Genomic DNA, 24,265 nt, shown 5'->3' on the forward strand with positions numbered 1-24,265 from the left:
TCATTCCCCCCACTCCACGTAGATCGGGGAGGACCACGCGCGCTCTTCACCTGAATCGGCGCAGGAATCTCCCTTACCTCGGTACCCGGCGAAACACGGCTTGATGGACATACATTCGCCCTCGCGATTCAGTGTGCACCTCAAGCCCGCGGCGTTGATTTGAGGCGTCGGTTCCTGAATGGCGCGAACGTAGTAGGCCGTGAGGCGTTTCGCCCCAGAGAACTCCAAGTCCTCGAACGTGGCGGAGCACCCTTCAGGGTTGTCAGGGCACTCCAATACCTTCCAGGGATCCTCGATCAGTTTTCCTAAAGATTCATCCTCCCGGATCTGGGGCCGGATTCGCACCACTTCGATACGGGTGATTCGATAACGCTCGTCCGTCGGGTTGTAGCATTCGCCGAAACACCGGCGTTCCACGAATCCCGGCCGCGCCTTCCTGACGGATTCCGCAGGGCAGCCCGGGTTCTGTTTGAAGGCGCCAATCGCCTTCACCTCGAAGTGTGGGACCTCGCTCAGCCGGACCTCGGAACCCATGGGAAACCGTTCAGCCCCTTGGTCGCCCACCAAGTCGAACCAAAGCAGGAGTCGGTCGCCGGAGGTCCCATATGTCTCCCGCCTTTTCAACGCATTCCAGATCGCCCGGCGGCTCCTTCCCTCCGAATGCACGGCAGCCAGTGCTCCGGTGAACCAATAGCTGCCCTGGCGCTCCCACTCCGGCCAGATGGAACTCCATAGCGGCGTTGCGAGGGCATCAAAATCCGGACTCGTGGCGCCGTTCAGTTCGGAAAACCTTTTGTCTTCTCTAAAACCGGACCCGGGCGAGCTGCGATGCTCGTCTGTCGAACCGATGAAGCCCCAGCGATAACGAAGGGATTCGCCGGTCTGAGCCCGCTTCGTCCGCGCGAGGGCGGCCTGAACGCTTTGAGTAGGCACGTACTTGAATGCAGGCTGGAAGCAGTCACGGCACTGGCCGCAATCCAGCCACGCCTCAACGGGAACGTCCGGAAAGGCCAATGCTCCGCGGAGGCCGCTGTCCATATGGTCCTGTTGCGCCTGGCGCACGGCTTGCAGGCACTCGTTTCCCTCGGGTGCGGATGTGCACTCGGGAGTTCGTTCCCGAATGATCTCACCCGCCCGCCGGCAGCAGGGCAGGTAGTTCGCCGTCGGCTCCGGGCAGACTTTCTTTCCATCGACCCATCGATAGGCCGACCAAGACCGGTATTCTTCCGAATTGCCGTGCCCGGAGAAGATTTCGACGAGCCTTTGGCGTTCGGGGTCGTCGTTCCGAACGTCGAGCTGGTTATCCCAATCGGAGAGAGGAGGATGCGGCATTCCCCAGGTGGTTCCGTGGGGGATCACCAGGCTTTCGAAACCCCATTGGGTGAGTTTCTCGAAAAGCACCGCCGGCGTCGCCGCGTACTCGCGGCAGTCGGCCGGCAATCCGCGCGTGTCCACTCCTTCCGGGCAAGTCTGCACGAACAGCGTGTGACGGAGGAATTTCCCAAGCGACTCGTATTCCTGTGCGTTTGCGGGATCGATCGACGAGGCCGCGCGCACGAGGATATCCAGCTCGGGACCTTGCAACCTCGTGATCACGCTGCCCATCGGCCCCACACTCGACGCGGCGATCGGGCGCGCCGGCACCCTGTCTTCCTCCGTGTCCAGCAGGATGACGTTCTTGTGCCCGTAGCCCGTTTCAGGCTCATTGGACATCTGGGTCCATTCCCACCCCAGAAAACTCACCATGTCCGGGTCTTTCCCGTACCCGCCGGTCGACGCATTGCAGGCTCGGATAGCTTCCTTGGTGTCCGCCCATGCCTCCGGCGAGACGAACTCAGCGTGATCATTGATGCTCCAGAAATCGAGCTGCGAGCAGAAGCGGGCGAAATCGCAAGCCTCCGACGGCGGACTCACACCGTTCCCGCTCATCGCATCGAGAGAAAGGAAGTAGGCGTCCATGGAATAGGTCGTATGCGCGTGGAGGTCGCCGAAAAGAACTTGTTTGCCGTCCGGTCCGGTCGGCGATGGGGGTCGAAGGGTACTGTTTCCATTGCATCCCGCCGCGAAGACGAGGGTGAGCGCCGAAAGCCACACACCCACCCGACTTCGTCGTTCCGCCTTGTCGGATGCCCCTCTCGCCACCGTGGGGGAGCATTCCACGTGGACCGACGCGAGGCCCGGTTTGACTCGTTCAGGGCCGGGTGTTAGTAGCCGATCATGATTCGTGCGACGACCAAGGTATTGGTCAAAGGAAAATCGCCGCGTCAGATCGAGCAGTTCATGTTCGATCTGGATAATGAGGGGTGGCGCGGAATGTACCGCGATCATCTGGAATGCCGGAGATTGGGAGACACGCGCGAGGGACTGGGAAGACTCTTCTTTCTGGATCAGTATGCGGACGGACTCCGATTTCGAGGACGGTTCGAGTTGATCCGAGTCAGCGAGAACTGTTTTTCCCTGAAGGCCCGCTCTCTCTACCCTGTCGGCCGCCTGGCCTGGCTCTACCCTGTCGGTACCCTGATGACGCTGAAGGCCGCCGGGAACGATACCGAACTCACCCATGAGGTTCTGGTCGGTTACTCGGCGCCTCTTCCTGCGGCCGTGCTCGATTGGGTCGTTCGGAAGACCGTTCTCACTCCCGACAGGATCCGGCGATTCGACCAGCACATCATCGACGAATTCACGAGCTTGGAACGGCTCATCGCCACCTGATCTTTCCGAGGTAGGCGCGACGCGCCCGAAGTTTTTCAATTCCCGTCACCGCTCCAGGAAGATCGGAGAAGACCACGCCCGCTCTTCATCCGACGCCATGCAATCGTCGGACTTGCCCCGGTAGTCCGGGTAGCAGGGTTTGGTGGAAACACAATTTCCCTTGTCATCCCACGAACAACGGATTTCCGCGGCATTGAATTGCAGCGTGGGCTCCTGAATCGCCCTTACATAGTAGAGGGCCGGGCGGCCGGTGGCCGGGTAGTCCGGATCTTCAAAAGTCAGCGTACACCCCTCGGGATTCACCGCGCAGGGGATCACCTTCCAGGGATCGTCGATAAGTTCGCTCATCGGTTCGTCCTTCCGCGCTTGAGGACGAATTCTCACGACCTCGATTCTCGTGATCAGATGCCGCTGGTCCGTGGGGTTGTAACACTCACCGAAACACTTGTTTTCGATGAAACCCGCGGGCGCCTTCCTGATCGTTTCATCCGGACACCCCGGCGCCTGCTTGAACGCACCGAGCGCGGTCGCCTCAAACACCGGGGCATCGGTAAACCGAATCTCCGAGCCCATGGGAAGCTTCTTTCCTCCAGGCCCGTTCACAAGATAGAACCAGAGCAGCATCCGGTCGCCGGAGGTCCCGTAGACCTCGCGCCTCTTGAGCGCATCCCAGATCGCGCGACGGCTCCGGCCCTCCGAATGGACGGCGGCCAGAGCGCCCGTGTACCAGTAGCTCCCCTGTCGCTCCCACTCGCCAACTCCAAGATCAAGGAGCGGTCGGAGCAAACCCTCATACCTTTCCTCCGCCGGACCATTGATGTCTGAGAATCGTTTCATTTCCCGGTAGCCACTCCCCGGAGCGGCGCGATGTTCGTCCGTTGATCCGATAATGCCGAACTTGAAACGCACCGGGTTGGCGGGGTCCGACGGGTCGGAACCGGCGAGCACCGCTTGCACCGCGGCCTTGGGGGTGTAGTTGAAATCCGGCTGGAAACAATCCCTGCACTGGCCGCAATCCAACCATTCCTCCGCCTTGACGTCAGGAAAAGCGCGATGCCCACGTGTACCCGCCTTGATGTAGTCCTGTCGCGCACCCTCCACCCATCTTGAACACTCCTCCCCGGTCGGTTCAACCTCACACACCGAGGTGGTTTTCCGCATGATTTCACCCGCCTGCCAGCAGCAAGGGAAGTAGTCCTTCGTCGGCTCGGGACAGACCGTTTTTCCATCCACGACTTTGTACGGCTCCCATGACCGGTACTCCTCCGAATTGCCGTGTCCGGAGTAGATCTCGATCAACCGCTGTCGTTCCGGATCATGCTGCATCCGACTCGTCTGGATACTCCAGTTCGCAAGCGGCGGGTGGTGGAGCCCCCACGAAGTTCCATGCGGAATGACCTGGCTTTCGAATCCCCACTGGGTGAGCTTTTCGAAGAGCGTGGCGGGGTCGGCGGCGAATTCCCGGCAATCCGGTGGAAGGGACCGCACGTCGACGCCATCGGGACAAGCTTGGACACCGGCCGTTTCGGAAAGGAACTCGCCCATGGCGACATAGTCGCTTACATGATCCGGGTCGATGGACCGGCCCAGTTGGGTGAGCAGACTTGCGGCGGGGCCCTGGACGAGCGACGCGATGGATGAGAGCGCACCCAGCCCGGAGGCCGGAATGGGGCGGGTCGGCGTCTTCTCATCCGCCGTATCAAGGAGCACAACGTTCTTGTGTCCATAATCTTCTTCCGGCGTATTGCCTATTTGGGACCACTCCCACCCCAGATAGCTCACCATGTCCGGGTCCGACCCATTCCCGCCTGTGGAGTCGTTGCACGCCCGGATGGCCTGCTTCGTGTCCTTCCATTGCGCAGGGGTGACGAATTCGGCGTGGTCGTTGATGCTCCAGAAATCCAGTTGAGAGCAGAATCGCGCGAAATTGCACGCTTGCGTCGGAGGACTCACCCCCCCACCGCCGACCGCAGGCAGGGACCAGAGGAATGCGTCCAGAGAAAAAGTTGTATGCGCATGAAGATCGCCGAACAAGATTTGTTTTCCTTCCGGGCCGGTGGGGCCCTTCCGCGCCGATCCCGTCTTTTCCTCGCACGCCCAGAGGAAAACAACCGCCACCGACAACACAACTCCGATCCTAATCCGCATGGTTCGCCGTTCCACGTTCACGATTCCGGCGCGCTTTCGCCGGTTCGGCCAGGGTTTCCTCGGGCCTCCGATGAATGGGCTGCTTCTCGCGGTGTGGCACCGGAATGTCTCGTTACTTCGCCTGAGCCTGCTCGGATCGTGATCGCACGATTTGACCGAGGCGGCTGTTCGCGGCCACGGCCCGCTGGGGAAAGAGTGCCCGCACCCACATGGCAAATCGCACCCAGGGATGCGGGAGGAGAAGGAACCGGTTCTTGCGAATGGCCTTCACGATCTTCGCCGCCACCGCCTCCGGTGGAATCCCACGGTCCAGCACCTGTTTTCCAATCTGTTTCATTGTGGCCTGCTCCGGTGCCGAGCCGGCATACCGGGCGGCTTTGAAAATCGGCGTGTTTACGAATGCGGGACAGACCACCGTCACCCCAACTCCCGTCCCGTGGAGGTCCGCCGCAAGGGTTTCGGCCAGACCGACGACGGCAAACTTGGTTACGTTGTACGCGATAAGCATGCTCGGCGCGAGAAGGCCCGCCGCCGAAGCAAGGTGGACCAAGTGTCCGCTCTTTCTTTCGAGCATGTGGGGCAGCAGGGACCGCACGGTGTAGATATGGGCCCAGACGTTGATGTTCATGATCCATCGCCAGTCTTCAAGCGGGAGATCCTCAATCCGTCCGTTGACGGCCACACCCGCGTTGTTGACCAGCACGTCCACCTTCCCGAAATGTTTCAAAGCGGCCTGGCACATCCCCTCGGCCTGCTCCTGAACCGACACGTCGGCCACGAGCGCCAAGGTCCGGCGACCCATGGCCTGGATCTCCTTCTCGACGGACTCCAGGGACTCCCGGCGGATGTCGTTCAATACGAGGTGGCAACCGGCGCGAGCCAACTCCAAAGCGGTGGCGCGTCCGATCCCGCTCCCGGCGCCCGTGACCAACGCAATGCTGTCTGTAAGATTATTCATGAAAAGTGCGGCATGACCTTCTCCGCGAATGTCTTAAGCGATTCCGCGATCAGTTCATGAGGCACGGTCCCCATCTGCATCACCATGATCAATTCGTCCACCCCTGCTTTCTGGAATCGGGCGATCGTCTCCCGCGCCGCCGCCGGATCGCCGACGATCGCCGCAACGGTCGATCCCTCCGCATTTCGGAACTTCATCGCCTCCTCCAATTCCTCCGGCGGGAGGAAATCGCGCGCCACCTCCAGGTAGCCGAGAGGCCGGGTACCGGCAAAATAGTAGCGGGCCATGCTCTCCGCGAAGAAGCGGGCGCCGCGGAACCCGTACTCGCAGGCCTTCCTGTCGTCATCCAACACAAGCGTCGGCGGCGTGGACGCGAAGTGGTTGTTCTTCATGTAGCCGTTGGTCTTGGCCGAGGCGACCGCTTTCTTGTAGTTGCGGACTTTGTCCACCAGGGATTCGTCGTTCCCGACCGCGAAATTCAGCGCCCCTATCCCGAGAGCGCCCACGGCCTCGGCGGAATCCGGCTTGGAGCACGCGGCAAACATCGGGGGATGCGGTTTCTGAACCGGTTTCGGAATCACCTGCGTGCGCGGGACGTTGAAGTGGCGACCCTTCCACTCGAAGACGTCGCTCTGCCACATCTTCGGGATCATTTCGATGGCCTCGAGCCACTGATCGTGCAGTTTCGGAATGTCATTCTCAAAGGCCATCTGTTCCACGAGGCTGGAACTCTTGCCGGAACCCCAGTTCACCCGGCCGCCGGATAGGATGTCCAGGGTCGCGATTCGCTCCGCGATTCGAATCGGGTGGTTGTAACGGAAAGGCGTGAGCGTCACCCCGTGTCCCAATCGGATCCGTTTGGTCCGTGCGGCCACGAAAGAGAGAAAAATCTCCGGAGCCGAAGAGTGGGAGTATTCGAGGAGGCCGTGGTGCTCGACCTCCCAGACACAGTGGTAGCCAAGTTCATCGGCCAGCACGGCCTGGTCCACACATCTCAGAAACGTTTCGCGCTCCGACTCGCGCGTCGGTTTCGACATCTGCATCTCAAAGAAAATAGAGAATTTCATTCTTAACCTCCCGATGGAAATGTGTGTCCCGTCCCCGATTTCCGCAGAACCCGGTCCGTCCACCAACGCGCAAGAACACCCGCCAACCCTTTCGTCTTTCGCAGGGTATCCACCTGGGTCACGATCCCCCCCACCATCATGCCGGCGTGACCTTCGCCCTTGACGCGCACACGTCCCGTGAGGCCCGCGGTGTACGGGGAGGTCTTCCCCGCCAGCATCTTGAAAAAGTCTTCGACCGAGAGGGTGACGGTAGCTCGGGCGTTGGCCTCCGCCCCGGGAAAGAAGCGTACGTAGTTCTTGGCCACCACACAGTGCCACGTGCTTCCGCCCGCGCCCGTGAATTCCATGTTGATGGATCCCGTGAAGCCCGTCAGGTCCACCTTCTCGCCCCCGCCTCGAACTTTCCCACCGGAAAGACGTGTCAGGAGGACCAGAGTCCCGAAGAAGGCCCTGAGCCCGGGATTCGCTGAGTTGTTCACGGGGCCCCCTTCATGAACTCGACGATCCGTTCAGCAAATTCTTCCCCCTTGTCCTCCTGTAGAAAATGCCCCGCCCCTTTGATCGTGGTGTGGGGCTGGCCCTTGCAGCCCGGGATCGCCATCTGAAGGAACCGGTCGGCGCCGCGCGTGATCGGATCGGAGTCGGAGAACATCGTCACAAATGGTTTTTCCCACTTCATCAGGACCTGCCATGCCTTCCGATTGGCCTCGGAGGCCGGATCGTCCGGCCGGATCGGGACGAGCATGGGAAACTGCCTGGCCCCGGCTTTGAATCGGTCATCCGGGAACGGCGCATCGTACGCCGCGATCACGTCGGCAGGAAGATCGTTCACGCAGCCGCCCTTCACCACTCCACCAACGTGGAAATCCGGCGTCTCCTGCGAAAAACGCTGCCAATTTCTGAAGGCATCACCCGGATCCATATCGCCCGTGGGGAGAAACGTATTTGCCGCCACCACGCGCGCAAAGCGCTCCGGGTTCTCCCCCACGAGTCGAAGGCCGATGAGACCGCCCCAATCCTGACAGACCAGCGCGATTCCGCGAAGATCGAGGGCCAGGATAACCTCGCGCATCCAGTCGACGTGACGTTCGTACGTGTAGTCGTCCCGTCGTATCGGCTTGTCCGAGCGGCCGAAGCCGACAAGATCGGGCGCCACGGCCCGATGGCCCGCCTTGACCAGAATCGGAATCATCTTTCGATAAAGATACGACCACGAAGGTTCGCCGTGGAGCATGAGAACGGGTTGCGCGGAGGGCGGTCCTTCATCCACATAGTGGATGCGCAGTCCGCCGATTTCTGCATAGTGTGGCTGGAATGGATAGCCGGGGAGATTCTCGAAACGGTCGTCCGGCGTTCGCATGCATTCGAGTTCCGTACTCATGCTGCGGATAATTCTGCCGGAAGCGGGGTCCCGGCCCGCCCGGGCTTCACGAGAGCGTCTCGCCAGAGGGCGGAGAGATTTTCGACCAGACGCAGTTTCTCCATCTTTGGATCATCGCTCCACTGCTGGGCGACGAGGGCGAGCGAGCCGACCATGGCCCAGGCCGCCGTTTCGAGGGACTCGGCATCGTCCGTTCGGAGCACGTGGAGGGCTTGGGCGATTCGGAGGCGATCCCGCGTGTCGTCGACGAATGCCTGAAACACGTTCCTGAAGGTCCCGGAGAAATCCGGATCGGCCATCCATCCTTCGCGGAAGATGAGGGCGAACGCCGCCCGATTCGATTCCACAAAATCAAAGAAGGCTTCGAAAGACAACCGGATTCCTTCCTCCGGCGTGGTGGCGCTCTTGAATCGATCGTCGATCTGGGACCGAAGTTCCGTCAAATAGCGGCGGAGGAGTTTCCGGAAAACCTCGCGCTTGTCCTTGAAATGGAGATAAAACGTCCCGAGGGCGCAGCCCGCGCGCCGCGTGATATCGCGGATCTGGAGGTTCCGGTATCCCCGGCGGAGGCATTCTTCCATGGCCGCGCGTTCGATGTCCTCCCGCGTCCGCCCGGCCTGCCTCTCGCGGAGTCTCGATGCCCTTCCGGCCCTCCCGTTCGATCGATGTGAACGCATGTTCAGTTAATGAATATCCGTCCACAAATATCAGGATTTGTTGGCTTGTCAAGTCCCTTTTTTGCATCGCGAACCGGCGCCGGCGCGGTTTGCAAGTCCCCCAGCCCGCCCCTATAATCCGCCTGTGCCTGAGCAGACCTCGTTCATGAAGAAAGAGGTGTACTGTCCCATCTGCGTCTTCAAGATTCCCGTTCTGAAACCGAAGGTGGGATCCGCGGTCCCCGTCAAGCGCGAGTCGGACTTCCACTCCATTTGCACGGGGGTTAATCCACTGCTCTATGAGGTGGCCGTCTGTCCCAAGTGCTCCTACGCGGCCTACGAACCGGAGCTCCGCCAGATCAAGCCCGAGGAAGTCCGGAAGGTTCAACAGGTGAAAGAGCCGATTCCGGATGCGGTGAAGCAGATGAAATTCGCGGAGGAACGGGACATCCCCACGGCCATCGCCGCGTACCATCTCGCCATCAGGCAGTACGGCGCCCGCCCCAAGCAAGATGAGACGCTGGCTTCCATCTTTCTCCGGATTGCCTGGCTCTATAGGGAATCGAACCAAGCCGAAAAGGAAACCCCGATGCTCCTCAAGGCGGCGGAGTACTACGAGAAGTCGTTCACCTCGCAGCGGACATGGAAATCCACCCTGGGGGAGGCAGGGCTCTTGTACCTTGTGGGTGAGCTCTATCGAAGGGCAGGCGACCGGGAGAAGGCCGTATTCTGGTTAAGTAAGTGCATTTCGCATCCGAATACCAAACTTAGAAAAGATCTCGACACTCTAGCCCGGGATGCGTGGATGGACCTCAAGAAAGAGGCACATCCGGCCCCTAAATCGTAGTCCCAGGCCCTTTTTTCCGAAACCCCAGCACGTAAGTCCGGTCACAGTTCAACCCATTATAATTACTTGTATTTCCAAGGGCTTCTAAACTTGCAGCGATGGACGTGCCAGGAATAGGACAGACGTCCTATTGATGACGCACCACTTCTCCGGTATTCTTCCAAAATGCTCGATCTACTCGTCAAGCTCCGGGCCGTCAGGCGGCTTCGCGAGATTATTCGGTCGTGGTGGGGGATCGAATTGATGTTCGTGGATTTGGAGGGAAACGTGAGGGGGTTTTCCCCCGGTGAGCGATTCCCGGCACCGACGCCTGTGTGCGGTCCGATCCTGGATTCTCCACCAGGGTTTCTGCGTTGCATCAGCGCCCTGAAACAGGGGCATCTGAGCGCGCTTCAGATGTCGCTCGATTCGCGATCCGACTTCCCCACGAAACGATTCTTCGAGGGCCGATGCCACGCGGGGTTCGCCCACCTCGCGCTCCCCATCCGCGTCGAAGGCGCGCCCATCGGATTCATACTGTGCGACGGAATCGTTTCCAAACCCCTGGGTGAGGTAGACTCCGACAAACTCCGCTCGCTCGAAACGGATCTCCATCTTTCCGAAGGCACGCTGACGCGGGCCGCCGCCGACATCCGGGGGACGTCGGCGGACAGTCTGGAAAAGCTGAAGGATCTCCTGTCGATGATTTTCGAGGAGGCCGCGAGCTACCTGCGCGAGATCCGGGAGCGCGATGAGCGGATCTCCGAGCTATCCGATGAGCTTAAGGACACCTACCACTATCACGATCTTATTGGGAAGAGCGCATCCATGCGCCAGGTTTTCTCCATGATCAAGAAAGTAGTTGAAACCGATGTGACGGTCCTGATCCAGGGCGAGAACGGCACCGGCAAGGAACTCGTCGCTCGCGCCCTGCACTATCAGGGATCGAGAAGTCACAAGCCGTACATCGCGCAGAACTGCGCCGCCATCCACGAGAATCTTCTGGAGTCCGAACTCTTCGGCCACCTGCGGGGCGCTTTCACGGGAGCGGTGCGTGACAAGCGAGGGCTCCTGGATGTGGCCGATGGGGGGACGTTCTTCCTGGACGAAATCGGGGAGATGCCTCCGGCTCTCCAGACCAAGCTGCTCCGATTCTTGCAGGAGGGCACCTTCATCCCGCTGGGTGGCACTTCCGAGAAAAAAGTAGACGTGCGGATTATCGCCGCAACGAACCGGGATCTCGCCTCGCTCGTGCAGCAAGGAAAGTTCAGACAAGACCTCTACTACCGCATCCAAGTGATTACGATCCAACTGCCGCCCCTGCGCGAACGAACGGAGGACATTCCCGTTCTCGTCGAACATTTCCTTGGGAAGCAGGCCGCCAAGGGCCGGAGCAAGACGCTCTCGCCCGAAACGCTCCATCGCCTCCTCAATTACTCGTGGCCCGGCAACGTTCGGGAACTGGAGCACGAAATCGAGCGGCTGGCCGTGCTGTCCGGAGGGGAATCCACGATCGGCCCCGATTTGCTCTCACCCAAGATCAAGGATGGCGGAAGCGAATCGACGGATTCAAAAGGCTGGGGATCGCTCCATCGGGCCATTCACAGTCTGGCGCAACAGCCTTGGCATCGCGCCAAGGAACGCTGGGTGGGGCTGTTCGGTCGACCTTATCTGGAGGAAGTCCTGCGTTCCGTGGACGGCAACGTCAGCAAAGCCGCCAAGATTTCCGGCCTCCCCCGTTCCACCTTCTACCGCCTCCTCCACCGCCACGGCCTGATGGCCAAACCGCACTGAGAAGCAAGCATCACGGCTCCCCTCGCGGCAGGCGATTCTCGCCCGGCACGCTACCATCGCCAATGCAGCCAGATCCTCCCGATGGCGGGACAGCAAATGTCGCTAGCCGATACCCGGCAAGGAGTACCAAGAGTCATGATACCCCGCCGCAAGCCATCACGCTCCGTAAGGGTCCGAACGAAATCCTTGCATTACGATGGTTGGCCCCTCATCCCGAAGGGTCGGCTGTGGAATGGTCAAGAGATGAAATATACGATGTACAGAGTTGACCCCTACCCGACCCCTACCCCCCTACCCCCCCGATAGGGGAGAAACTGTAGATTGAAGCCTGGCACCCGGATCCCCATCAAAAGTCCTATCTTCCAGTAGCGGCTATCGATCATGGCCATTCGAATCTTTCTTTATTTTTCGGCGCAACATGACGCTGATTTGTCCCGGCACTGGACCCAACGACCTGTGAGGAATACCGAAATATACCTGCACATAGTCGTCACCCCTTTCAAGTGGGATGAACCAATAACACTGAACCTCGACCGTCCATCTATAAACCATGTCGCACAACTCGCCGGACGATGGTGGACCAAGAGCAGCCGATAGTTTCTTGATGGTCACCTGGTACTGCGATTCGGAATAGTCTACAAGGTTCATGGTGACTTTGTGGAATCCCTTCAAGAACCCTTCGTAGCCGAATCCGAATGCCGCCAGTCGTTTCTCTGGCGACCTGCCTGCTGGCCAGTTTGCCCATACCACCTGTTTCTTGTCATTCTTCACAAGTTCCCAGCCGGAGCCCACTGGGTCAGGCAGCGACCTCGTCACGGTTTCCACATTTGCCCCCCAAGGGATTCCACCCCACCCGTGCTTCACTGATTCCTTCGATGTAATTGCATCAAGCCACATTGCAGGTGAGCTAATCCGAGACTCTCTGACGCCCTGCCGTTGGGTCTTCTTGCCCCTCTTCGGGGCTCCAACCAGTTCAATCTCGTCTCCATGAACCCAACCAGGGGCTTGACCATCGGACAGATCGTCATCGATCAAGAACCAGGGTCCAGCCTGTTCCAAGATGGTTATGTTGGCGTCCTTCCGGAGGGTTCGGAACAAGCGTGCGTCTTCCCGAAGCGCCTGCTTCAGAGCCACGTGTCTTTTTGTGACCCAGGTCCCCTCGCCTCCCTGCGAACTGTGGGCAAGTAAACAAATTACGACCACACTGAATAATATGGCCTTCATCCTTCTCCCCTTTCTCATTCAGGACCTAACGGACCGCTTCTCAACGGTGAGGGGCCATGCCACTAGACTGCGGTAGTTCGCGGGCTGGAGCAACACCACGGCCTTTTCTGACAGGAAGCTCGGAGAGCGGCGGCGCGACGTCAACCAACGGCGAAGAGCTGTGACCGGCGTATCTTCAGTAAGGCATGGAATGGAACGACCGATCAGATCAACGCGCCGCCCGATGTACTTTGGCCGGTTGGATGAGCGGCCGAATTTTGGATTTCCGAAATCACGATCCACGACACGCCGAGATGGAAAGCTGAAGTTCGGGTGAGCGCGATAGAACGTCCAGACGTCGAAGTCATTGATTCCGTTTCGACGGTTCACAAAGTGAAGAGCCGCGCCCTGGCAAAGCGCGGTACACAGCACGAGGCCTGACAGCGCGGCGAGATTCGGTCTGCGGGCGAAAAGTTCGGACCGGTCGGCTTCAGCAATTGCCGCGAGCCGCTCAAGGTCGGTGCGGTCGATCGGTAGAAAAGATTTCTCTCCGTGGTCCATGGCGCGGTCCAACGCTTCCGACCAGGGGGTCAGAGGGCATTAGCATAGAAGATAACTTGCTGGGAGGAGACTTTCGGCCTTGGTGGTCCGGTTTCTTGTTCTCGCGCATCCCGGCCGGCGGAATTCAGGCGGCCTTCGCAATGATCGACCTGACTTCGAAGGGGAGGTCGATGGAGCGCCGACGCTGTTTCATGAAGTTGAATACGGCCACACCGAGAAGCCGACCTTTCGCGTCCACTCTCTGATAGATATCCGGGCGGATTCGGCGAGAATAGCCCTTCGCCTTTCGGAACGTGATCTCAAGGAAGTCACCCTCAGCATCGTATCGGACTCTCATCTCTCAAACACAATCTTACCGCCTTCCTGCTTGTTCGTAAAGAATGCGGTGATGACGAATGGATCCTCGGAAACCTTTACGGCCACGAGGAGGGATTTCCTGGTCACGGGCGTCCGATCGAACTTATGGAAGTAAAGATGCACAGATGGATCATTTTCGCTCTCCCGAACCACATCGGGCTCTCGGAGCGATATTTCGATCTTGTCGAACTGGTCGCCCATTTCCGGATGCTCAAGAATGTGCTGCTCCCTCTCCTCCGGGAGACGAATCGCCCAACCCTCATGATTCGTGAAAGTCCGCACGCGAGACGCTTATCATGCCCGCGTAGGATTTACGACCAGCGGATTGGGGGCGTATTCTGAAGCAAGTTGTAATTCGAGGGCTTCCGGGCTTGGGGACCGCGCTTCCAGCCTTTGCGGAGTTCACGGCTTCCGACAGGCACACGCACAGTGTGTCCGTCGGTCCGTTCCATGCCAGGTCCGATCGGTCGATCTGGGAAAAGGGGGCTCCTGTTCGACACGCGGATGCGCCCTCCGGCTGCAAAGAGCTTGGGCTGAAGCGGGCCGAGCCCGGTCGATATTGACCTCGGTATGTATGGCTGTTAGTATGGCGGTATGAACAATGTGAGGCGAGTCACCGCAAATCTACCCGCCGAGCTTCTCTCGGAAGCGCAGGAGGTCACGAAGAAGGGCATCACTGAAACGCTGGTCCACGGGCTCAAGCTTGTTCGAAGGTCGCGCGCCTATGAGAAGGCCATGGCCTTGAAGGGCAAGATTCATTTGGATTTGAACATCGACGAGCTGCGTGGACGCCCTCGTCGTTGACACCAGCGTCTGGATCGAGTTCTTCAAGGGCCGCACTTTTACCGCGTTGGAGACGGCCTTGGCAGAAAGCCGCGTGGTCCTCGCGCCGATCGTGGTGGCAGAGCTGCTGTCAGGCCGGTTGTCGTTGGCCAGGAGACGATCCATTGAAGACTTCTTGATCGAACTCCCGCTACACGAAACGCCTCTGTTTCACTGGGCGAGTGTGGGCAGTCTGCGAGCCCGACTCGCGGAAAATGGCATCGCCGTGTCCGCTCCTGACGCTCACGTGGCACAATGCACATTGGAGGTAAACGGCGCTCTGCTGACGCTGGACCGAGTGTTCGATCGCGTCGCGTCGCGAACTCCTCTGAAGCTCCTCCGCGTCGCCGACTAGTCTTTGTTTGAAAACGCGTCTCTCCGGTAGGCGCAGGCTTCAGCCTGCGTCCGAGGACGCACCCGTAAAGGGTGCGACTACCAAGATTTCATTCGGCAACGATGGGGTTTTCAAACAGAGCCTAGTAATCTACCTCCTCCCGAACACGCCACTGCCGGGAGGTCGTGGCATCAGGTCAGGAGGCTGTTCGCGTCCGGGGCGGGACCGAGGAGTGTGAGGGAAAGATTCTTCTCGGAGTAGATTTCATTCGCGGTACGGATCACGTCGTCCACTTTGACCGCTTCAAAATTCGCTATGACTTCTTCGAGGGGGACGTGCCGTCCAAATAGAAACTCGTCCTTCGCCAGTTTCTGCATGATGTTGAAGGTGCTTTCCATGCCGAGAAGGAGCTGGCCCTTGATCTGGGTCTTGGTTCGATCAAGATTTTCGCGGGTGAACTCTCCCTTGAGGATGCGCCCGATCTCCGCGCGGGTGACATCCACGCACTCGCGCACTCCTTCCCGGCCCACCCCCGCATAGACGCCGACGTAACCCACCGCTCGGTAAAGCGAAGCGTAGGAGTAGATGGAATATACCAAGCCGCGCTTCTCACGAACTTCCTGGAAGAGTTGACTGCTCATCCCCCCCCCCAGATACGTGTTGAGGAGGCTCAGGGGATAGCGGCGTGGGTCTTTCTCGGCGAACGCCGGAAACGCCAAGCAGACGTGGATTTGCTCCAAATCGCGCTCGTGGGTCCGAAGGGATTTCCGGTACGGCGGAACGATCGGGACAACGGGGTCCGCCCCTCGGTCATTCATCGGGCGGTCAAATTTCTCACGCGCCATCTTCAGAACCGCATCGGCGTCCAAACGGCCCGCGGCGGACAAGATCACGCGCCTCGGCCGGTAGTACGTCTTGAAAAAGTCCACCACCTGCCCGCGCTGGATCGACCGGACCGTGCCCGCCGTGCCCGCGATGGGCATGCCGAAAGAGTTTTCTCCCCACAAGTTCTGGTGCAGGAGGTCGTGGACCAAGTCGTCCGGCGTGTCCTCCACCATCTTGATCTCTTGGAGGATGACGGCGCGCTCCTTTTCCATCTCGGTGCCGTCGAAGAGAGGGTTGTAGAAAATATCCGAAAGAATCTCCATGGCGAGAGGCAAGTCCGAGTGAAGGACGCGGATGTAGAAGCACGTGAACTCCCGGCCCGTGAAGGCATTCAGCATCCCGCCGACGCGCTCGATCTCCAAGGCAATGTCCTTTGCAGATCGCGTGGTCGTTCCCTTGAAAAGCAGATGTTCGATGAAGTGAGAAAGTCCCGCCTGCTCCTTGGGCTCGCTCGAAGAGCCGGAATCGACCCAAAGGCCGATGGAGACGGAGTGGACCTGGGGAATGTCCTGCGTCAGCACTCGGAGACCGTTGTCGAGGACGGTCTTCCGACTGCCGTTTGTTGCGGGCTTGATTCCCTTAGGAACGGGGAGGCCCTCGCCTGTCGCGCTGGTGTTCACTACGCTGCTCCCCGCGCTGTTCGCCCCGCTGTGGACCTCCACGCGATGGCCCATCCCGGCGAGGCGGACGATCGCCGCCCTCGGACCGGTCTCCACCTCTTGGGCCGGGTCGACCGTCCTGGTCGCTTCCGGCACCGCTTCGGCCTCCTGCCTGCGGGGCATCGCCGCCTTCCAGAAGGGCGCGGCGGCTGAGTCGAATCCGGCCGTTCGGTTCGACGGCCAGGACTTTGACTTCAATTTCCTGGCCCTCTTTCACGATGTCGGTGACCTTGTCCACCCTGCGGACGTCAAGCTCCGAGATATGAAGGAGGCCCGTGAGACCCGGCATGAGCTGGACGAACGCGCCATAGTTCTCGATGCGCTCGACCAGACCCTTGATGACCGCGCCTTCATCGACCTTGTAGTCCTGGGCGGACTCGCGAATCATGGCGATCGCTTCGTCCGCAGCCTCCTTCGAGGTGGAGAAGATGTTGACCGCGCCCGAATTCTCGATGTCGATCTGGACATTCGTCTTCTCGATGATCGACTTGATGTTCTTGCCGCCCGGTCCGATCACGAAGCGGATCTTTTCCGGATTGATTTGAAGCGTGAAGATGCGCGGAGCGTACTGGGAGAGAGACTCCCGCGGCTGGGCGATCGTCTTCTTCATGGTGTCCAGAATCCGCATGCGAGCATCCTTCGCTTGACGGAGGGCATCCGCCAGCACTTCCCGCTTGAGCCCGTCGATCTTGATGTCCATCTGGATCGCCGTGACACCGGTTTCGGTCCCGGCCACCTTGAAATCCATATCGCCGAGGTGATCCTCATCGCCCAGGATGTCCGTCAGGATCGCCACATCGTTCCCTTCGGCGATCAGACCCATGGCAATGCCCGCCACGGCCGCCTTGACCGGCACGCCGGCATCCATGAGCGACAGGGTCGCGCCGCACACCGTGGCCATTGAGGAGGAACCGTTCGATTCAAGAATGTCCGACACCACGCGAACGGTGTAAGGGAATTTTTCGGCTTCCGGAATGACGGCCCGGACGGCGCGCTCGGCCAGAACGCCGTGGCCGATTTCCCGGCGTGCGGGGCCGCGAAGCGGTTTGACTTCGCCCACGCTGAACGGAGGGAAGTTGTAGTGGAGCATGAACGACTTGAACAACTCGCCCTCCAACGCATCGATGCGCTGTTCGTCCATCGCGCTGCCCAGCGTCGTGATCACGAGGGCCTGTGTCTCGCCACGAGTAAACAGGGCGGAGCCGTGAGTCCGCGGCAGCACGCCGATCTCGCACGTGATCGGCCGAATGTCGGTCAAACCGCGGCCATCGAGCCGTTTCTTTTGCTTGAGCACCATCTCACGGACGAGCCGCCGTTCTTCGTTCTCAATGAACTCGTCCGCGCCCGGCGGCAGCTCGGCGCCTTCCGGCTTAATCAAGGCGTCCAGCTCCTCCATCACTTTAGCCCGCGCATCGCGACGTTCGTGTTTCTTCGGGATGGTCATGGCGGCCATCAGCTTCTTGTTCAGGTGGGAGGTGATTTTCGAACGCAAATCGGATTCGATTTCCCGAGGCTTCACGACGAGCTTTTCCGGGCGGATCTTCTGAACCAGCTCCTCCTGCATGTCCAGGATCGGCAGGATGCTGTCGTGCGCCAGGAACAGCGCCTCCAGCACCTGCTCTTCGGAGAGGTACTTCGCCGAGCCCTCGACCATGACGATGGCATCGCGTTTGGCCACAACGATCATGTCCAGGTCGCTCTTGTCCGTCTCTGCGCTGGTGGGATTGATGATCAATCGGCCTTCCACCCGCCCCACTCTCACGCAGCCGAGGGCCTGGGTGAAGGGCAAAGACGAAATGAGGAGAGCGCAAGCCGATGCGTTCACCGCCACGACGTCCGGGTCGTGCGCCTGATCGTATTGAAGAGCGGTGGCGATGACCTGTGTGTCTTTGAAATATCCGTCCGGGAACATGGGACGGATCGGGCGGTCGATCAGACGCGAGGTAATGATTTCTTTTTCCGTGGGCCGGCCCTCGCGGCGGAAGTAGCCCCCCGGGATTTTTCCCGCGGCGAACGTCCGCTCCAGGTAGTCGACGGACAGCGGCAGGAAATCGATGCCCTTGCGCTCGCCGCCCATGACGGCGGTGGACAGGACGACGGTGTCCCCCATGCGGCAGACGGCGGACCCGTGCGCCTGCGTGGCTATTTTTCCGGTTTCAAACGAAAAGCTTTTGTTGGCCAGAGTGGTCTGGACAGTGTGGATGGCCATGTTGGCGGTACCTCCTTAAACGGGCGAGAGTCTTTTCCCTACTTCCGCAGGCCGAGGCGCTGAATCAACCCCTTGTAGCGGTCGGGGAAGTGCTTTTTCAGGTAGTCGAGGTGGCGGCGACGCTTGCTCACCAGCATCAGCAGACCGCGCCGGGAACTGTGGTCCTTCTTGTGGGCATCGAAATGCTTCGTCAGCGATTCGATGCGATCCGTCAGAAGGGCCACCTGGACTTCAGGCGATCCGGTATCCTCCTTGTGATGCTGATACGTCTTGATGACGTCGCGCTTGGTTTTCCTCTTCTCCGCCATTCGTCCTCCGTTCTCTACCTTATCGGCTGGGGGAGCCTTCAGGTGGCCTGCAGGACCTTGAGCGGTTTGAGGAGCAGTTCACCCGGCCGCGCGGGAGGGATTTCATCCGCGGGGCTGGATCGCTCGGCTTCTGCCACCACGGACAGATTGCCGTCGATATCACAGACTCTCATTCTTATTTTTTCTCCATTCTTGACCGGGACTATAGCACTTTTCTTGAAAAGCTTCACCGCATGTCCCGCCCGAAGAATTTCCAGTTCCTCCTCCTCGAGTTTCACGGCCGGAAGGAACGACAAGATATCCACCATCGCCACACCCTTTTGGAAAATCGCCGCCGGACCGCTGATGGCGTCCGCTGAAAGCGCAGCCTCCACCTTGTAAGGCCCCCACTTCGTCCGGCGAAGTTCCGACAAATGCGCTCCAACGCTCAACTTCTGGCCCAAATCCGACGCGAGCGCACGCACGTAGAATCCCTTGCCGCAGAGGACGCGCAATCGCGCGACGGGCGGCGTGTATTCCAGCACGTCAATCCGATGCACCTCCACCTCATGATCCCTCTCGGGAACCTCTTCCCCCTCCCGGGCCAGTTGATAGAACGGCTTTCCCTGGTGTTTCGCCGCGGAAAACTTGGGGATGCGCTGCTTGATGGTTCCCTCGAACGTTTTCAGAACCTCGAGGAGGGTCTTTCGGTCCGGCCACGGGCCGTCCACTTTCTTCGTCACCTTTCCCGTCTTGTCCTGCGTATCCGTCTCCTCGCCCAGCTTCACCGTAGCGAGATACTCCTTCTCCAGATCGGAGAGGTAATCCGACAGCTTGGTGGCCTCCCCGAAAAGAGTGAGGAGAAGCCCCGTGGCGAAGGGATCGAGCGTTCCCGTGTGTCCGATCTTCTGATCGGGAATGGCCTGCTTCAGTCGCCGGATCACATCGTAGGACGTGATGCCCTCCGTCTTGTCCACCAGAAGCAGACCATTCAGTTTCACTGCCGGGGGACGCTTCGGAGCCGATCTCATTTGTTCACCTCTTCCAAAACCTTCTCGACTTCGGCGGTCAGCCGCCGCTCCGCTTCTTCCAAGTTCGCCTGGAGGGTGAGTCCGGCGGCGTTGCGGTGTCCGCCGCCGCCGAAGACCTGGGCTACACGCGACACGTCCGCGCGATCCTTCGCCCTCAAAGATACCTTCACTTTGTCCGCGCCGTGTTCTTTCAGAAGGGCCGCGACCTCCACCCCATCCAGTTGCCTGATCATTTCCACAAAACCGTCGTTGTCCTCGAAAGTCGCCCCGCATTCCCGGAGCATGGCCTGTGTGACGTTCATGAGTCCAAGCCGGCCGCCCAGTTCCAGACGGAGAGTGTTCAGGGAATGGGCGAGCAGACGCCATTTCTTTTCGGGCACATGGTAGTGGAGACTCTCCGTGACGACCTCGGGTTTCACTCCGAGCGCCACCATCTCCGCCGCCACGCGAAGTGTTTCAGGCGTGGTGTTGGAATACTGGAACGAACCCGTATCGACGACCAGGGCCGCGAAAATATTCCACGCCAGCTCCGAAGTGATCTCGACGCCCAACGCTTTCAGCAGGTAGTAGACGACCTGCCCGGACGCGCTCGCGTCCGGGAGGATCAGGTTGTGGGTCCCGAACCGGGGGTTGGTCACGTGGTGGTCGATGTTCACCAACGGGGGTTTCGGCTCCGCGCCGAATCCGTCCCGGATCCGGTCCACGTCTCCGCAGTCGACGATGAAGACGCCGTCGAAAATCTTGAAGGACGGGATGTCTGAAGTCAGAGACTCCCACCCCGGCAGGAACCTGAGATTCTGAGGGACCGGATCCCTGTTGTACGGCACCACCTGCTTGCCCAATCGCTTGAGTCCCATCGCCAAGGCCAGCGTGGAAGCCAAGGCGTCGCCATCGGGGCCGACGTGAGAAGCCACGCTGAACTTTTTCCCCTTGTGGATGAAACGGACGATGGCATCGAGATCGGCTCGATGGGCCCCCAGATCCGTGCCCACGAAGGGCTTTGCGGCTGCCTTGCGCGTGGCGCCGACCGCCGCCCGGCGCTGCGACCGCACCACAGGGCGAGCGTGCTGAGATCGTTTTTGAAGACGAGCCGCGGCCACGGAGATCACTCTTCCTCGTCGTCACCCCTCGGGGGTGGTGAGGGGGGTGCAGCTTCGATTTGCCTGAACAGGTTTTCGATCCGGCTTGCGCGTTCCAAGGTGGCATCATACTCGAACTTGAAGCGGGGGATGACATGAATGTGCAGAACCTTTCCAAGATGGGTTCGGATGAAGGGCTCGGCACTGCGAAATCCCTTCGCGGCGTTGCGGATTCGATCCTCGTCTCCATGGACCTGGAAGTACAGGACGGCTTCCCGGAGATCGCCGGTCAGTTCCACGCCGGTCACGGACACGTCCTCCAGTCGGGGGTCCTTCAATCCCTTGTGCAGGAGTTGAGCGACCTCTTTTTGGATGAGATCCCCCACGCGCACGGATCGTTTCACGCCGCCCCACTTCATGCCGTTCCTCCGGAACGCATTTGAGATCTCAGATTTGAAATTTCAGATTGAAGAAGAGTGGTCATGACAGATGAAAGAACTCCAAGTCCTGGCGGCACACCTGCACGTCTCCCCACGAATCGATCAGGCGGGGGATCTGGCTGAGCACGCTCTCGATCACGCGGCGATCGTTGGCCACCATCGTCACGCCGAGGCCGCTCCGCTGCCAGAGATCGTTGAATCCGGTCTCCGCAATCGAGACGTTGAATTGATTGCGCACGCGATCGATGATCTTTCGAAGCACATATCTTTTTTCCTTGAGCGATTGCCGGCCCGGGATGAAAAGATCCAGCGCCAGCACTCCCACCACAACCCTGTTTTCCTCCCGTTCGATTCGTCTGGGCATCCGTCCAACTCCCGTGGGCTGCAACTCTCCCACGCAATAATCTTACCACATTCCCTCCACGATCCGCCCGAAACGACCCCCCAAAGGTCCGGCCCAGGATCTCAGGCGGCGACTTCTTCCTTGGTGTAAAACTCGAGAAGATCGCCCACTTTGATTCCCTCGTAGTTGGCGATGGCGATGCCGCACTCCAAGCCGGCGGGCACTTCGCGCGCATCGTCCTTGAACCGTTTCAACGAGCCGAGTTTCCCTTCGTGAACCATCGCGTTCTCCCGCACGACCCGCGCAAAGGCGTTCCGGTTGACCTTCCCGTCCTTCACGAAGCATCCGGCGATCACGCCGGCGGTGGAAAGTTTGAACACCTGGCGAACCTCCGCGTGGCCGATGACCTCGATGCGGTGAACCGGCGAGAGCTCCTCTTTCATCAAGGACGTCATTTTTTCCAGCAGCTCGTAGATGATGTTAAAATTCAGTATTTCGACCTTTTCCTTCTCGGCTGCCTGGAGCGCCTGCATGTCCGTCCGAACATTGAATCCGACGACCAGGGCCTTCGATGCGGAGGCCAACATGATATCGCTGGTCGAAATGTTCCCGACCGCCGATCGAATGATGTTCAGCGTCACTTTTTCGGTTCCGCCGGCTTGCTCCAATGCGGCCATCGATTTTCGAACGGCCTCCATGGATCCCTGCACGTCCGTTTTCAGAATCACGCCCAACTGTTTCTTGCTTCCGTCCCTGGCCTGGATGAGCATCTCCTGAACAGACATGCGGATGCCCATCTTTTGAGCTTCCGCCTCCCTCAGTTTCTGTCCGCGCACCGCGACGATGTCCGCCGCCTTGCGCTCATCGTCCAACACGAGGAGCGTGTCGCCCGGCACCGGCACGCCGCTCAGGCCGACGATCTCGATGGCGGTGGAAGGACCGGCCTCCTTCAGGCGTTCCCCGTGTTCATTCGACATGGCCCGGAGGCGGCCGTAGGTGGCTCCGCAGAGCATCACATCCCCGGTCTTGAGCTTGCCCTGCTGAACCAGAACGGTGGCCACAGGTCCCTGCGTCTTGTCCAACTTCGATTCGATGATCGTGCCTTTGGCAGGCCCCTCGAAAGTGGATTTCAATTCCAACACATCCGATTGGAGAAGAATTTTTTCCAGCAGGTCGTCCAACCCCATCCCGGTCTTGGCCGAGACATGCGCGTAGAGCGTATCACCGCCCCACTCTTCCGGATTCAACCCTTTTTCCGCCAGTTGCTGCATCACCCGCCGGGGATTGCAGTCGGGCTTGTCCATTTTGTTGAGCGCCACGATCAGCGACACCCCGGCGGCCTTGGCGTGGTCGACCGCCTCGAACGTTTGGGGCATGGCGCCATCATCCCCGGCCACCACCAGGATGACAAGATCCGTCACCTTCGCGCCCCGCGCGCGCATTTCGGTGAAAGCTTCATGGCCCGGCGTGTCGAGGAACGCGATCGTTTTCCCTTTGAGTTGCACCTGGTAGGCGCCGATATGTTGGGTGATTCCTCCCGCCTCCTTCTCCGCCACATTCGTTTTCCGGATCGCATCCAGGAGCGACGTCTTCCCGTGGTCGACATGCCCCATGATCGTGACCACCGGGGCCCGGGGTTTCGGCTCGCCCACCACCGCAATTTCGGGGTCCGCGAGTCCGGGTTCCTGCGGCGCCGTATTCTCAATTTCGAATCCGAACTCCTGGGCGACCAGCCCGGCCGCGTCCGCGTCGATCGATTGATTCAAACTCGTAAACTTGACCCCCAAGCCCATCAGTTTCTTGATCACCTCGTTCGCCTTGAGGCTCATGCGTTTCGCCAGTTCGGTGATGGGAATGGATCCGCTGATCCGGATTCGCCGTTTGATCGCTTTCGGAGTGGTGATCGCCGTCTTCTGATACTGACGCGCCACAGGCGCTTCGCGACGCACAGGCGATGCCTTAGGTGTGTGGACCACCATGACTTCTTCCTTGATCACGCGCTGAAGATCCCTCGGCCGGTCTACCTTGGGAATGGGCTTTTCAGGGGCCTTCTTGCCCTTGTCCGCTATAAGCGGTCGGAGCCCGATTTCACCCGCCGGTTTCGGGGCTGCACCCCCCGCCTGGACGGCCGGCTTGGGCGCGCCTTTGGCCGCCTCCGTCGGGGCGGCCGGTTTGGGTGCGGGCGTGGCGCTGGATGGAGGCTGACCTGGGGCTGCCGGAGTGGCTCCCGCCGGAGTGACGATCGGCGGGGCGGCTTCGACTTCGACCGTACCCGCTGCCGGAGCGGCGGCCGTCGGTTCCGCGGACGCCGGGGCGGCGACCTGGCGAACGATCGAGAATTTCCTGCCCTTCGGCTTGGAAAACTTGTCCCGAACTTTCTGCGCCACCTCGTCGTTCAGATTCTTGGTGGAACTCTTGGCCACGATGCCGAGCTCACCGAGGAATTTGATGATGTCCTTGGAATCGACCTTGAGGTCCTGTGCCAGCTCTGAAATTTTCGGCATGGGGTGGGG

At 60.0% G+C, this 24,265-nt stretch carries 24 protein-coding genes; 5 read left to right on the plus strand and 19 right to left on the minus strand.

Going from position 1 to position 24,265, the window contains the following annotated elements:
* Positions 1 to 2,142, minus strand: a complete 2,142-nt coding sequence (locus HYT87_01085) for a DUF3604 domain-containing protein (GenBank protein MBI2058341.1) — start codon at positions 2,140 to 2,142, stop codon at positions 1 to 3.
* Between the two features lie 75 nt (positions 2,143 to 2,217).
* Here HYT87_01085 and HYT87_01090 point away from each other — a divergent pair, with 75 nt between their 5' ends.
* On the plus strand, positions 2,218 to 2,712 hold the full coding sequence (locus tag HYT87_01090; GenBank protein ID MBI2058342.1) for a hypothetical protein: 495 nt from the start codon (positions 2,218 to 2,220) through the stop codon (positions 2,710 to 2,712).
* 45 nt (positions 2,713 to 2,757) lie between these two features.
* On the opposite strand, the gene HYT87_01095 is transcribed toward HYT87_01090, so the two are convergent.
* The 6 genes from HYT87_01095 to HYT87_01120 all read right to left on the minus strand — a co-directional run bounded on the left by HYT87_01095 (position 2,758) and on the right by HYT87_01120 (position 8,943).
* On the minus strand, positions 2,758 to 4,860 hold the full coding sequence (locus HYT87_01095; GenBank protein MBI2058343.1) for a DUF3604 domain-containing protein: 2,103 nt from the start codon (positions 4,858 to 4,860) through the stop codon (positions 2,758 to 2,760).
* Positions 4,861 to 4,972: 112 nt separating this feature from the next.
* Positions 4,973 to 5,818 carry an SDR family oxidoreductase gene (locus tag HYT87_01100; GenBank protein ID MBI2058344.1) on the minus strand — a complete coding sequence of 282 codons (846 nt, stop codon included), beginning with the start codon at positions 5,816 to 5,818 and terminating at the stop codon, positions 4,973 to 4,975.
* Positions 5,815 to 6,885, minus strand: a complete 1,071-nt coding sequence (locus tag HYT87_01105; protein ID MBI2058345.1) for an LLM class flavin-dependent oxidoreductase — start codon at positions 6,883 to 6,885, stop codon at positions 5,815 to 5,817. The genes HYT87_01100 and HYT87_01105 overlap by 4 nt, the downstream gene beginning before the upstream one ends.
* A 2-nt stretch (positions 6,886 to 6,887) precedes the next feature.
* Positions 6,888 to 7,364 (minus strand): SCP2 sterol-binding domain-containing protein, encoded by a 477-nt coding sequence (locus HYT87_01110; GenBank protein MBI2058346.1) that lies wholly within the window; start codon positions 7,362 to 7,364, stop codon positions 6,888 to 6,890.
* The gene (locus HYT87_01115; GenBank protein MBI2058347.1) at positions 7,361 to 8,266 is read right to left on the minus strand and encodes a haloalkane dehalogenase; all 906 of its coding nucleotides are present in this window, start codon (positions 8,264 to 8,266) and stop codon (positions 7,361 to 7,363) included. The genes HYT87_01110 and HYT87_01115 overlap by 4 nt, the downstream gene beginning before the upstream one ends.
* Positions 8,263 to 8,943 carry a TetR/AcrR family transcriptional regulator gene (locus tag HYT87_01120; GenBank protein ID MBI2058348.1) on the minus strand — a complete coding sequence of 227 codons (681 nt, stop codon included), beginning with the start codon at positions 8,941 to 8,943 and terminating at the stop codon, positions 8,263 to 8,265. The genes HYT87_01115 and HYT87_01120 overlap by 4 nt, the downstream gene beginning before the upstream one ends.
* Positions 8,944 to 9,067: 124 nt before the next feature.
* On the opposite strand from HYT87_01120, the gene HYT87_01125 reads away from it, so the two are divergent.
* Entirely contained in the window at positions 9,068 to 9,769 is a 702-nt protein-coding gene (locus HYT87_01125; protein ID MBI2058349.1) for a DUF2225 domain-containing protein, read from the plus strand.
* Positions 9,770 to 9,934: 165 nt separating this feature from the next.
* Positions 9,935 to 11,542, plus strand: a complete 1,608-nt coding sequence (locus HYT87_01130; GenBank protein MBI2058350.1) for a sigma 54-interacting transcriptional regulator — start codon at positions 9,935 to 9,937, stop codon at positions 11,540 to 11,542.
* 372 nt (positions 11,543 to 11,914) lie between these two features.
* Here the strand turns inward: HYT87_01130 and HYT87_01135 are convergent, their stop codons facing one another.
* From HYT87_01135 to HYT87_01150, 4 genes are all read right to left on the minus strand, one after another.
* Positions 11,915 to 12,784, minus strand: coding sequence for a hypothetical protein (locus HYT87_01135; protein ID MBI2058351.1), 870 nt, complete (start codon positions 12,782 to 12,784; stop codon positions 11,915 to 11,917).
* On the minus strand, positions 12,785 to 13,306 hold the full coding sequence (locus HYT87_01140; protein ID MBI2058352.1) for a hypothetical protein: 522 nt from the start codon (positions 13,304 to 13,306) through the stop codon (positions 12,785 to 12,787).
* A gap of 124 nt (positions 13,307 to 13,430) precedes the next feature.
* Positions 13,431 to 13,643 (minus strand): DUF2283 domain-containing protein, encoded by a 213-nt coding sequence (locus HYT87_01145; protein ID MBI2058353.1) that lies wholly within the window; start codon positions 13,641 to 13,643, stop codon positions 13,431 to 13,433.
* Positions 13,640 to 13,945, minus strand: coding sequence for a hypothetical protein (locus HYT87_01150; GenBank protein MBI2058354.1), 306 nt, complete (start codon positions 13,943 to 13,945; stop codon positions 13,640 to 13,642). The genes HYT87_01145 and HYT87_01150 overlap by 4 nt, the downstream gene beginning before the upstream one ends.
* Before the next feature lie 312 nt (positions 13,946 to 14,257).
* Here HYT87_01150 and HYT87_01155 point away from each other — a divergent pair, with 312 nt between their 5' ends.
* A complete protein-coding gene (locus tag HYT87_01155) occupies positions 14,258 to 14,467 on the plus strand; it encodes a hypothetical protein (GenBank protein MBI2058355.1) in 210 nt (69 codons plus the stop codon).
* Positions 14,448 to 14,840 (plus strand): PIN domain-containing protein, encoded by a 393-nt coding sequence (locus HYT87_01160; GenBank protein MBI2058356.1) that lies wholly within the window; start codon positions 14,448 to 14,450, stop codon positions 14,838 to 14,840. The genes HYT87_01155 and HYT87_01160 overlap by 20 nt, the downstream gene beginning before the upstream one ends.
* A 170-nt stretch (positions 14,841 to 15,010) precedes the next feature.
* On the opposite strand, the gene HYT87_01165 is transcribed toward HYT87_01160, so the two are convergent.
* The 8 genes from HYT87_01165 to infB all read right to left on the minus strand — a co-directional run bounded on the left by HYT87_01165 (position 15,011) and on the right by infB (position 24,256).
* The gene (locus HYT87_01165; protein ID MBI2058357.1) at positions 15,011 to 16,324 is read right to left on the minus strand and encodes an insulinase family protein; all 1,314 of its coding nucleotides are present in this window, start codon (positions 16,322 to 16,324) and stop codon (positions 15,011 to 15,013) included.
* Positions 16,284 to 18,572, minus strand: a complete 2,289-nt coding sequence (pnp, locus tag HYT87_01170; GenBank protein ID MBI2058358.1) for a polyribonucleotide nucleotidyltransferase — start codon at positions 18,570 to 18,572, stop codon at positions 16,284 to 16,286. The genes HYT87_01165 and pnp overlap by 41 nt, the downstream gene beginning before the upstream one ends.
* Positions 18,573 to 18,610: 38 nt before the next feature.
* Positions 18,611 to 18,880, minus strand: a complete 270-nt coding sequence (gene rpsO / locus HYT87_01175) for a 30S ribosomal protein S15 (GenBank protein ID MBI2058359.1) — start codon at positions 18,878 to 18,880, stop codon at positions 18,611 to 18,613.
* Between the two features lie 38 nt (positions 18,881 to 18,918).
* Positions 18,919 to 19,890 (minus strand): tRNA pseudouridine(55) synthase TruB, encoded by a 972-nt coding sequence (gene truB / locus HYT87_01180; protein MBI2058360.1) that lies wholly within the window; start codon positions 19,888 to 19,890, stop codon positions 18,919 to 18,921.
* Positions 19,887 to 20,990 carry a bifunctional oligoribonuclease/PAP phosphatase NrnA gene (locus HYT87_01185; protein MBI2058361.1) on the minus strand — a complete coding sequence of 368 codons (1,104 nt, stop codon included), beginning with the start codon at positions 20,988 to 20,990 and terminating at the stop codon, positions 19,887 to 19,889. The genes truB and HYT87_01185 overlap by 4 nt, the downstream gene beginning before the upstream one ends.
* 5 nt (positions 20,991 to 20,995) lie before the next feature.
* Positions 20,996 to 21,388: a 30S ribosome-binding factor RbfA gene (rbfA, locus tag HYT87_01190; protein MBI2058362.1), complete on the minus strand. Its 393-nt coding sequence runs from the start codon at positions 21,386 to 21,388 to the stop codon at positions 20,996 to 20,998.
* A gap of 61 nt (positions 21,389 to 21,449) precedes the next feature.
* Complete coding sequence (locus HYT87_01195; GenBank protein MBI2058363.1) at positions 21,450 to 21,773, minus strand: DUF503 domain-containing protein; 324 nt, start codon at positions 21,771 to 21,773, stop codon at positions 21,450 to 21,452.
* 101 nt (positions 21,774 to 21,874) lie between these two features.
* The gene (infB, locus tag HYT87_01200; protein MBI2058364.1) at positions 21,875 to 24,256 is read right to left on the minus strand and encodes a translation initiation factor IF-2; all 2,382 of its coding nucleotides are present in this window, start codon (positions 24,254 to 24,256) and stop codon (positions 21,875 to 21,877) included.
* Positions 24,257 to 24,265: the final 9 nt, after the last annotated feature.

The sequence above is a fragment of the Nitrospirota bacterium genome (assembly GCA_016180645.1).
Classification (GTDB): domain Bacteria; phylum JACPQY01; class JACPQY01; order JACPQY01; family JACPQY01; genus JACPAV01.

Coding starts and splice junctions, on each gene's coding strand:
- infB (MBI2058364.1), bottom strand. CDS start 24,256: ATGCCGAAAATTTCAGAGCTGGCACAGGACCTCAAGGTCGATTCCAAG.
- HYT87_01095 (MBI2058343.1), bottom strand. CDS start 4,860: ATGCGGATTAGGATCGGAGTTGTGTTGTCGGTGGCGGTTGTTTTCCTC.
- HYT87_01090 (MBI2058342.1), top strand. CDS start 2,218: ATGATTCGTGCGACGACCAAGGTATTGGTCAAAGGAAAATCGCCGCGT.
- rbfA (MBI2058362.1), bottom strand. CDS start 21,388: ATGAAGTGGGGCGGCGTGAAACGATCCGTGCGCGTGGGGGATCTCATC.
- HYT87_01130 (MBI2058350.1), top strand. CDS start 9,935: ATGCTCGATCTACTCGTCAAGCTCCGGGCCGTCAGGCGGCTTCGCGAG.
- HYT87_01100 (MBI2058344.1), bottom strand. CDS start 5,818: ATGAATAATCTTACAGACAGCATTGCGTTGGTCACGGGCGCCGGGAGC.
- HYT87_01135 (MBI2058351.1), bottom strand. CDS start 12,784: ATGAGAAAGGGGAGAAGGATGAAGGCCATATTATTCAGTGTGGTCGTA.
- HYT87_01155 (MBI2058355.1), top strand. CDS start 14,258: ATGAACAATGTGAGGCGAGTCACCGCAAATCTACCCGCCGAGCTTCTC.
- rpsO (MBI2058359.1), bottom strand. CDS start 18,880: ATGGCGGAGAAGAGGAAAACCAAGCGCGACGTCATCAAGACGTATCAG.
- HYT87_01145 (MBI2058353.1), bottom strand. CDS start 13,643: ATGAGAGTCCGATACGATGCTGAGGGTGACTTCCTTGAGATCACGTTC.
- HYT87_01115 (MBI2058347.1), bottom strand. CDS start 8,266: ATGAGTACGGAACTCGAATGCATGCGAACGCCGGACGACCGTTTCGAG.
- truB (MBI2058360.1), bottom strand. CDS start 19,890: ATGAGATCGGCTCCGAAGCGTCCCCCGGCAGTGAAACTGAATGGTCTG.
- HYT87_01195 (MBI2058363.1), bottom strand. CDS start 21,773: ATGCCCAGACGAATCGAACGGGAGGAAAACAGGGTTGTGGTGGGAGTG.
- HYT87_01140 (MBI2058352.1), bottom strand. CDS start 13,306: ATGGACCACGGAGAGAAATCTTTTCTACCGATCGACCGCACCGACCTT.
- pnp (MBI2058358.1), bottom strand. CDS start 18,572: ATGGCCATCCACACTGTCCAGACCACTCTGGCCAACAAAAGCTTTTCG.
- HYT87_01120 (MBI2058348.1), bottom strand. CDS start 8,943: ATGCGTTCACATCGATCGAACGGGAGGGCCGGAAGGGCATCGAGACTC.
- HYT87_01105 (MBI2058345.1), bottom strand. CDS start 6,885: ATGAAATTCTCTATTTTCTTTGAGATGCAGATGTCGAAACCGACGCGC.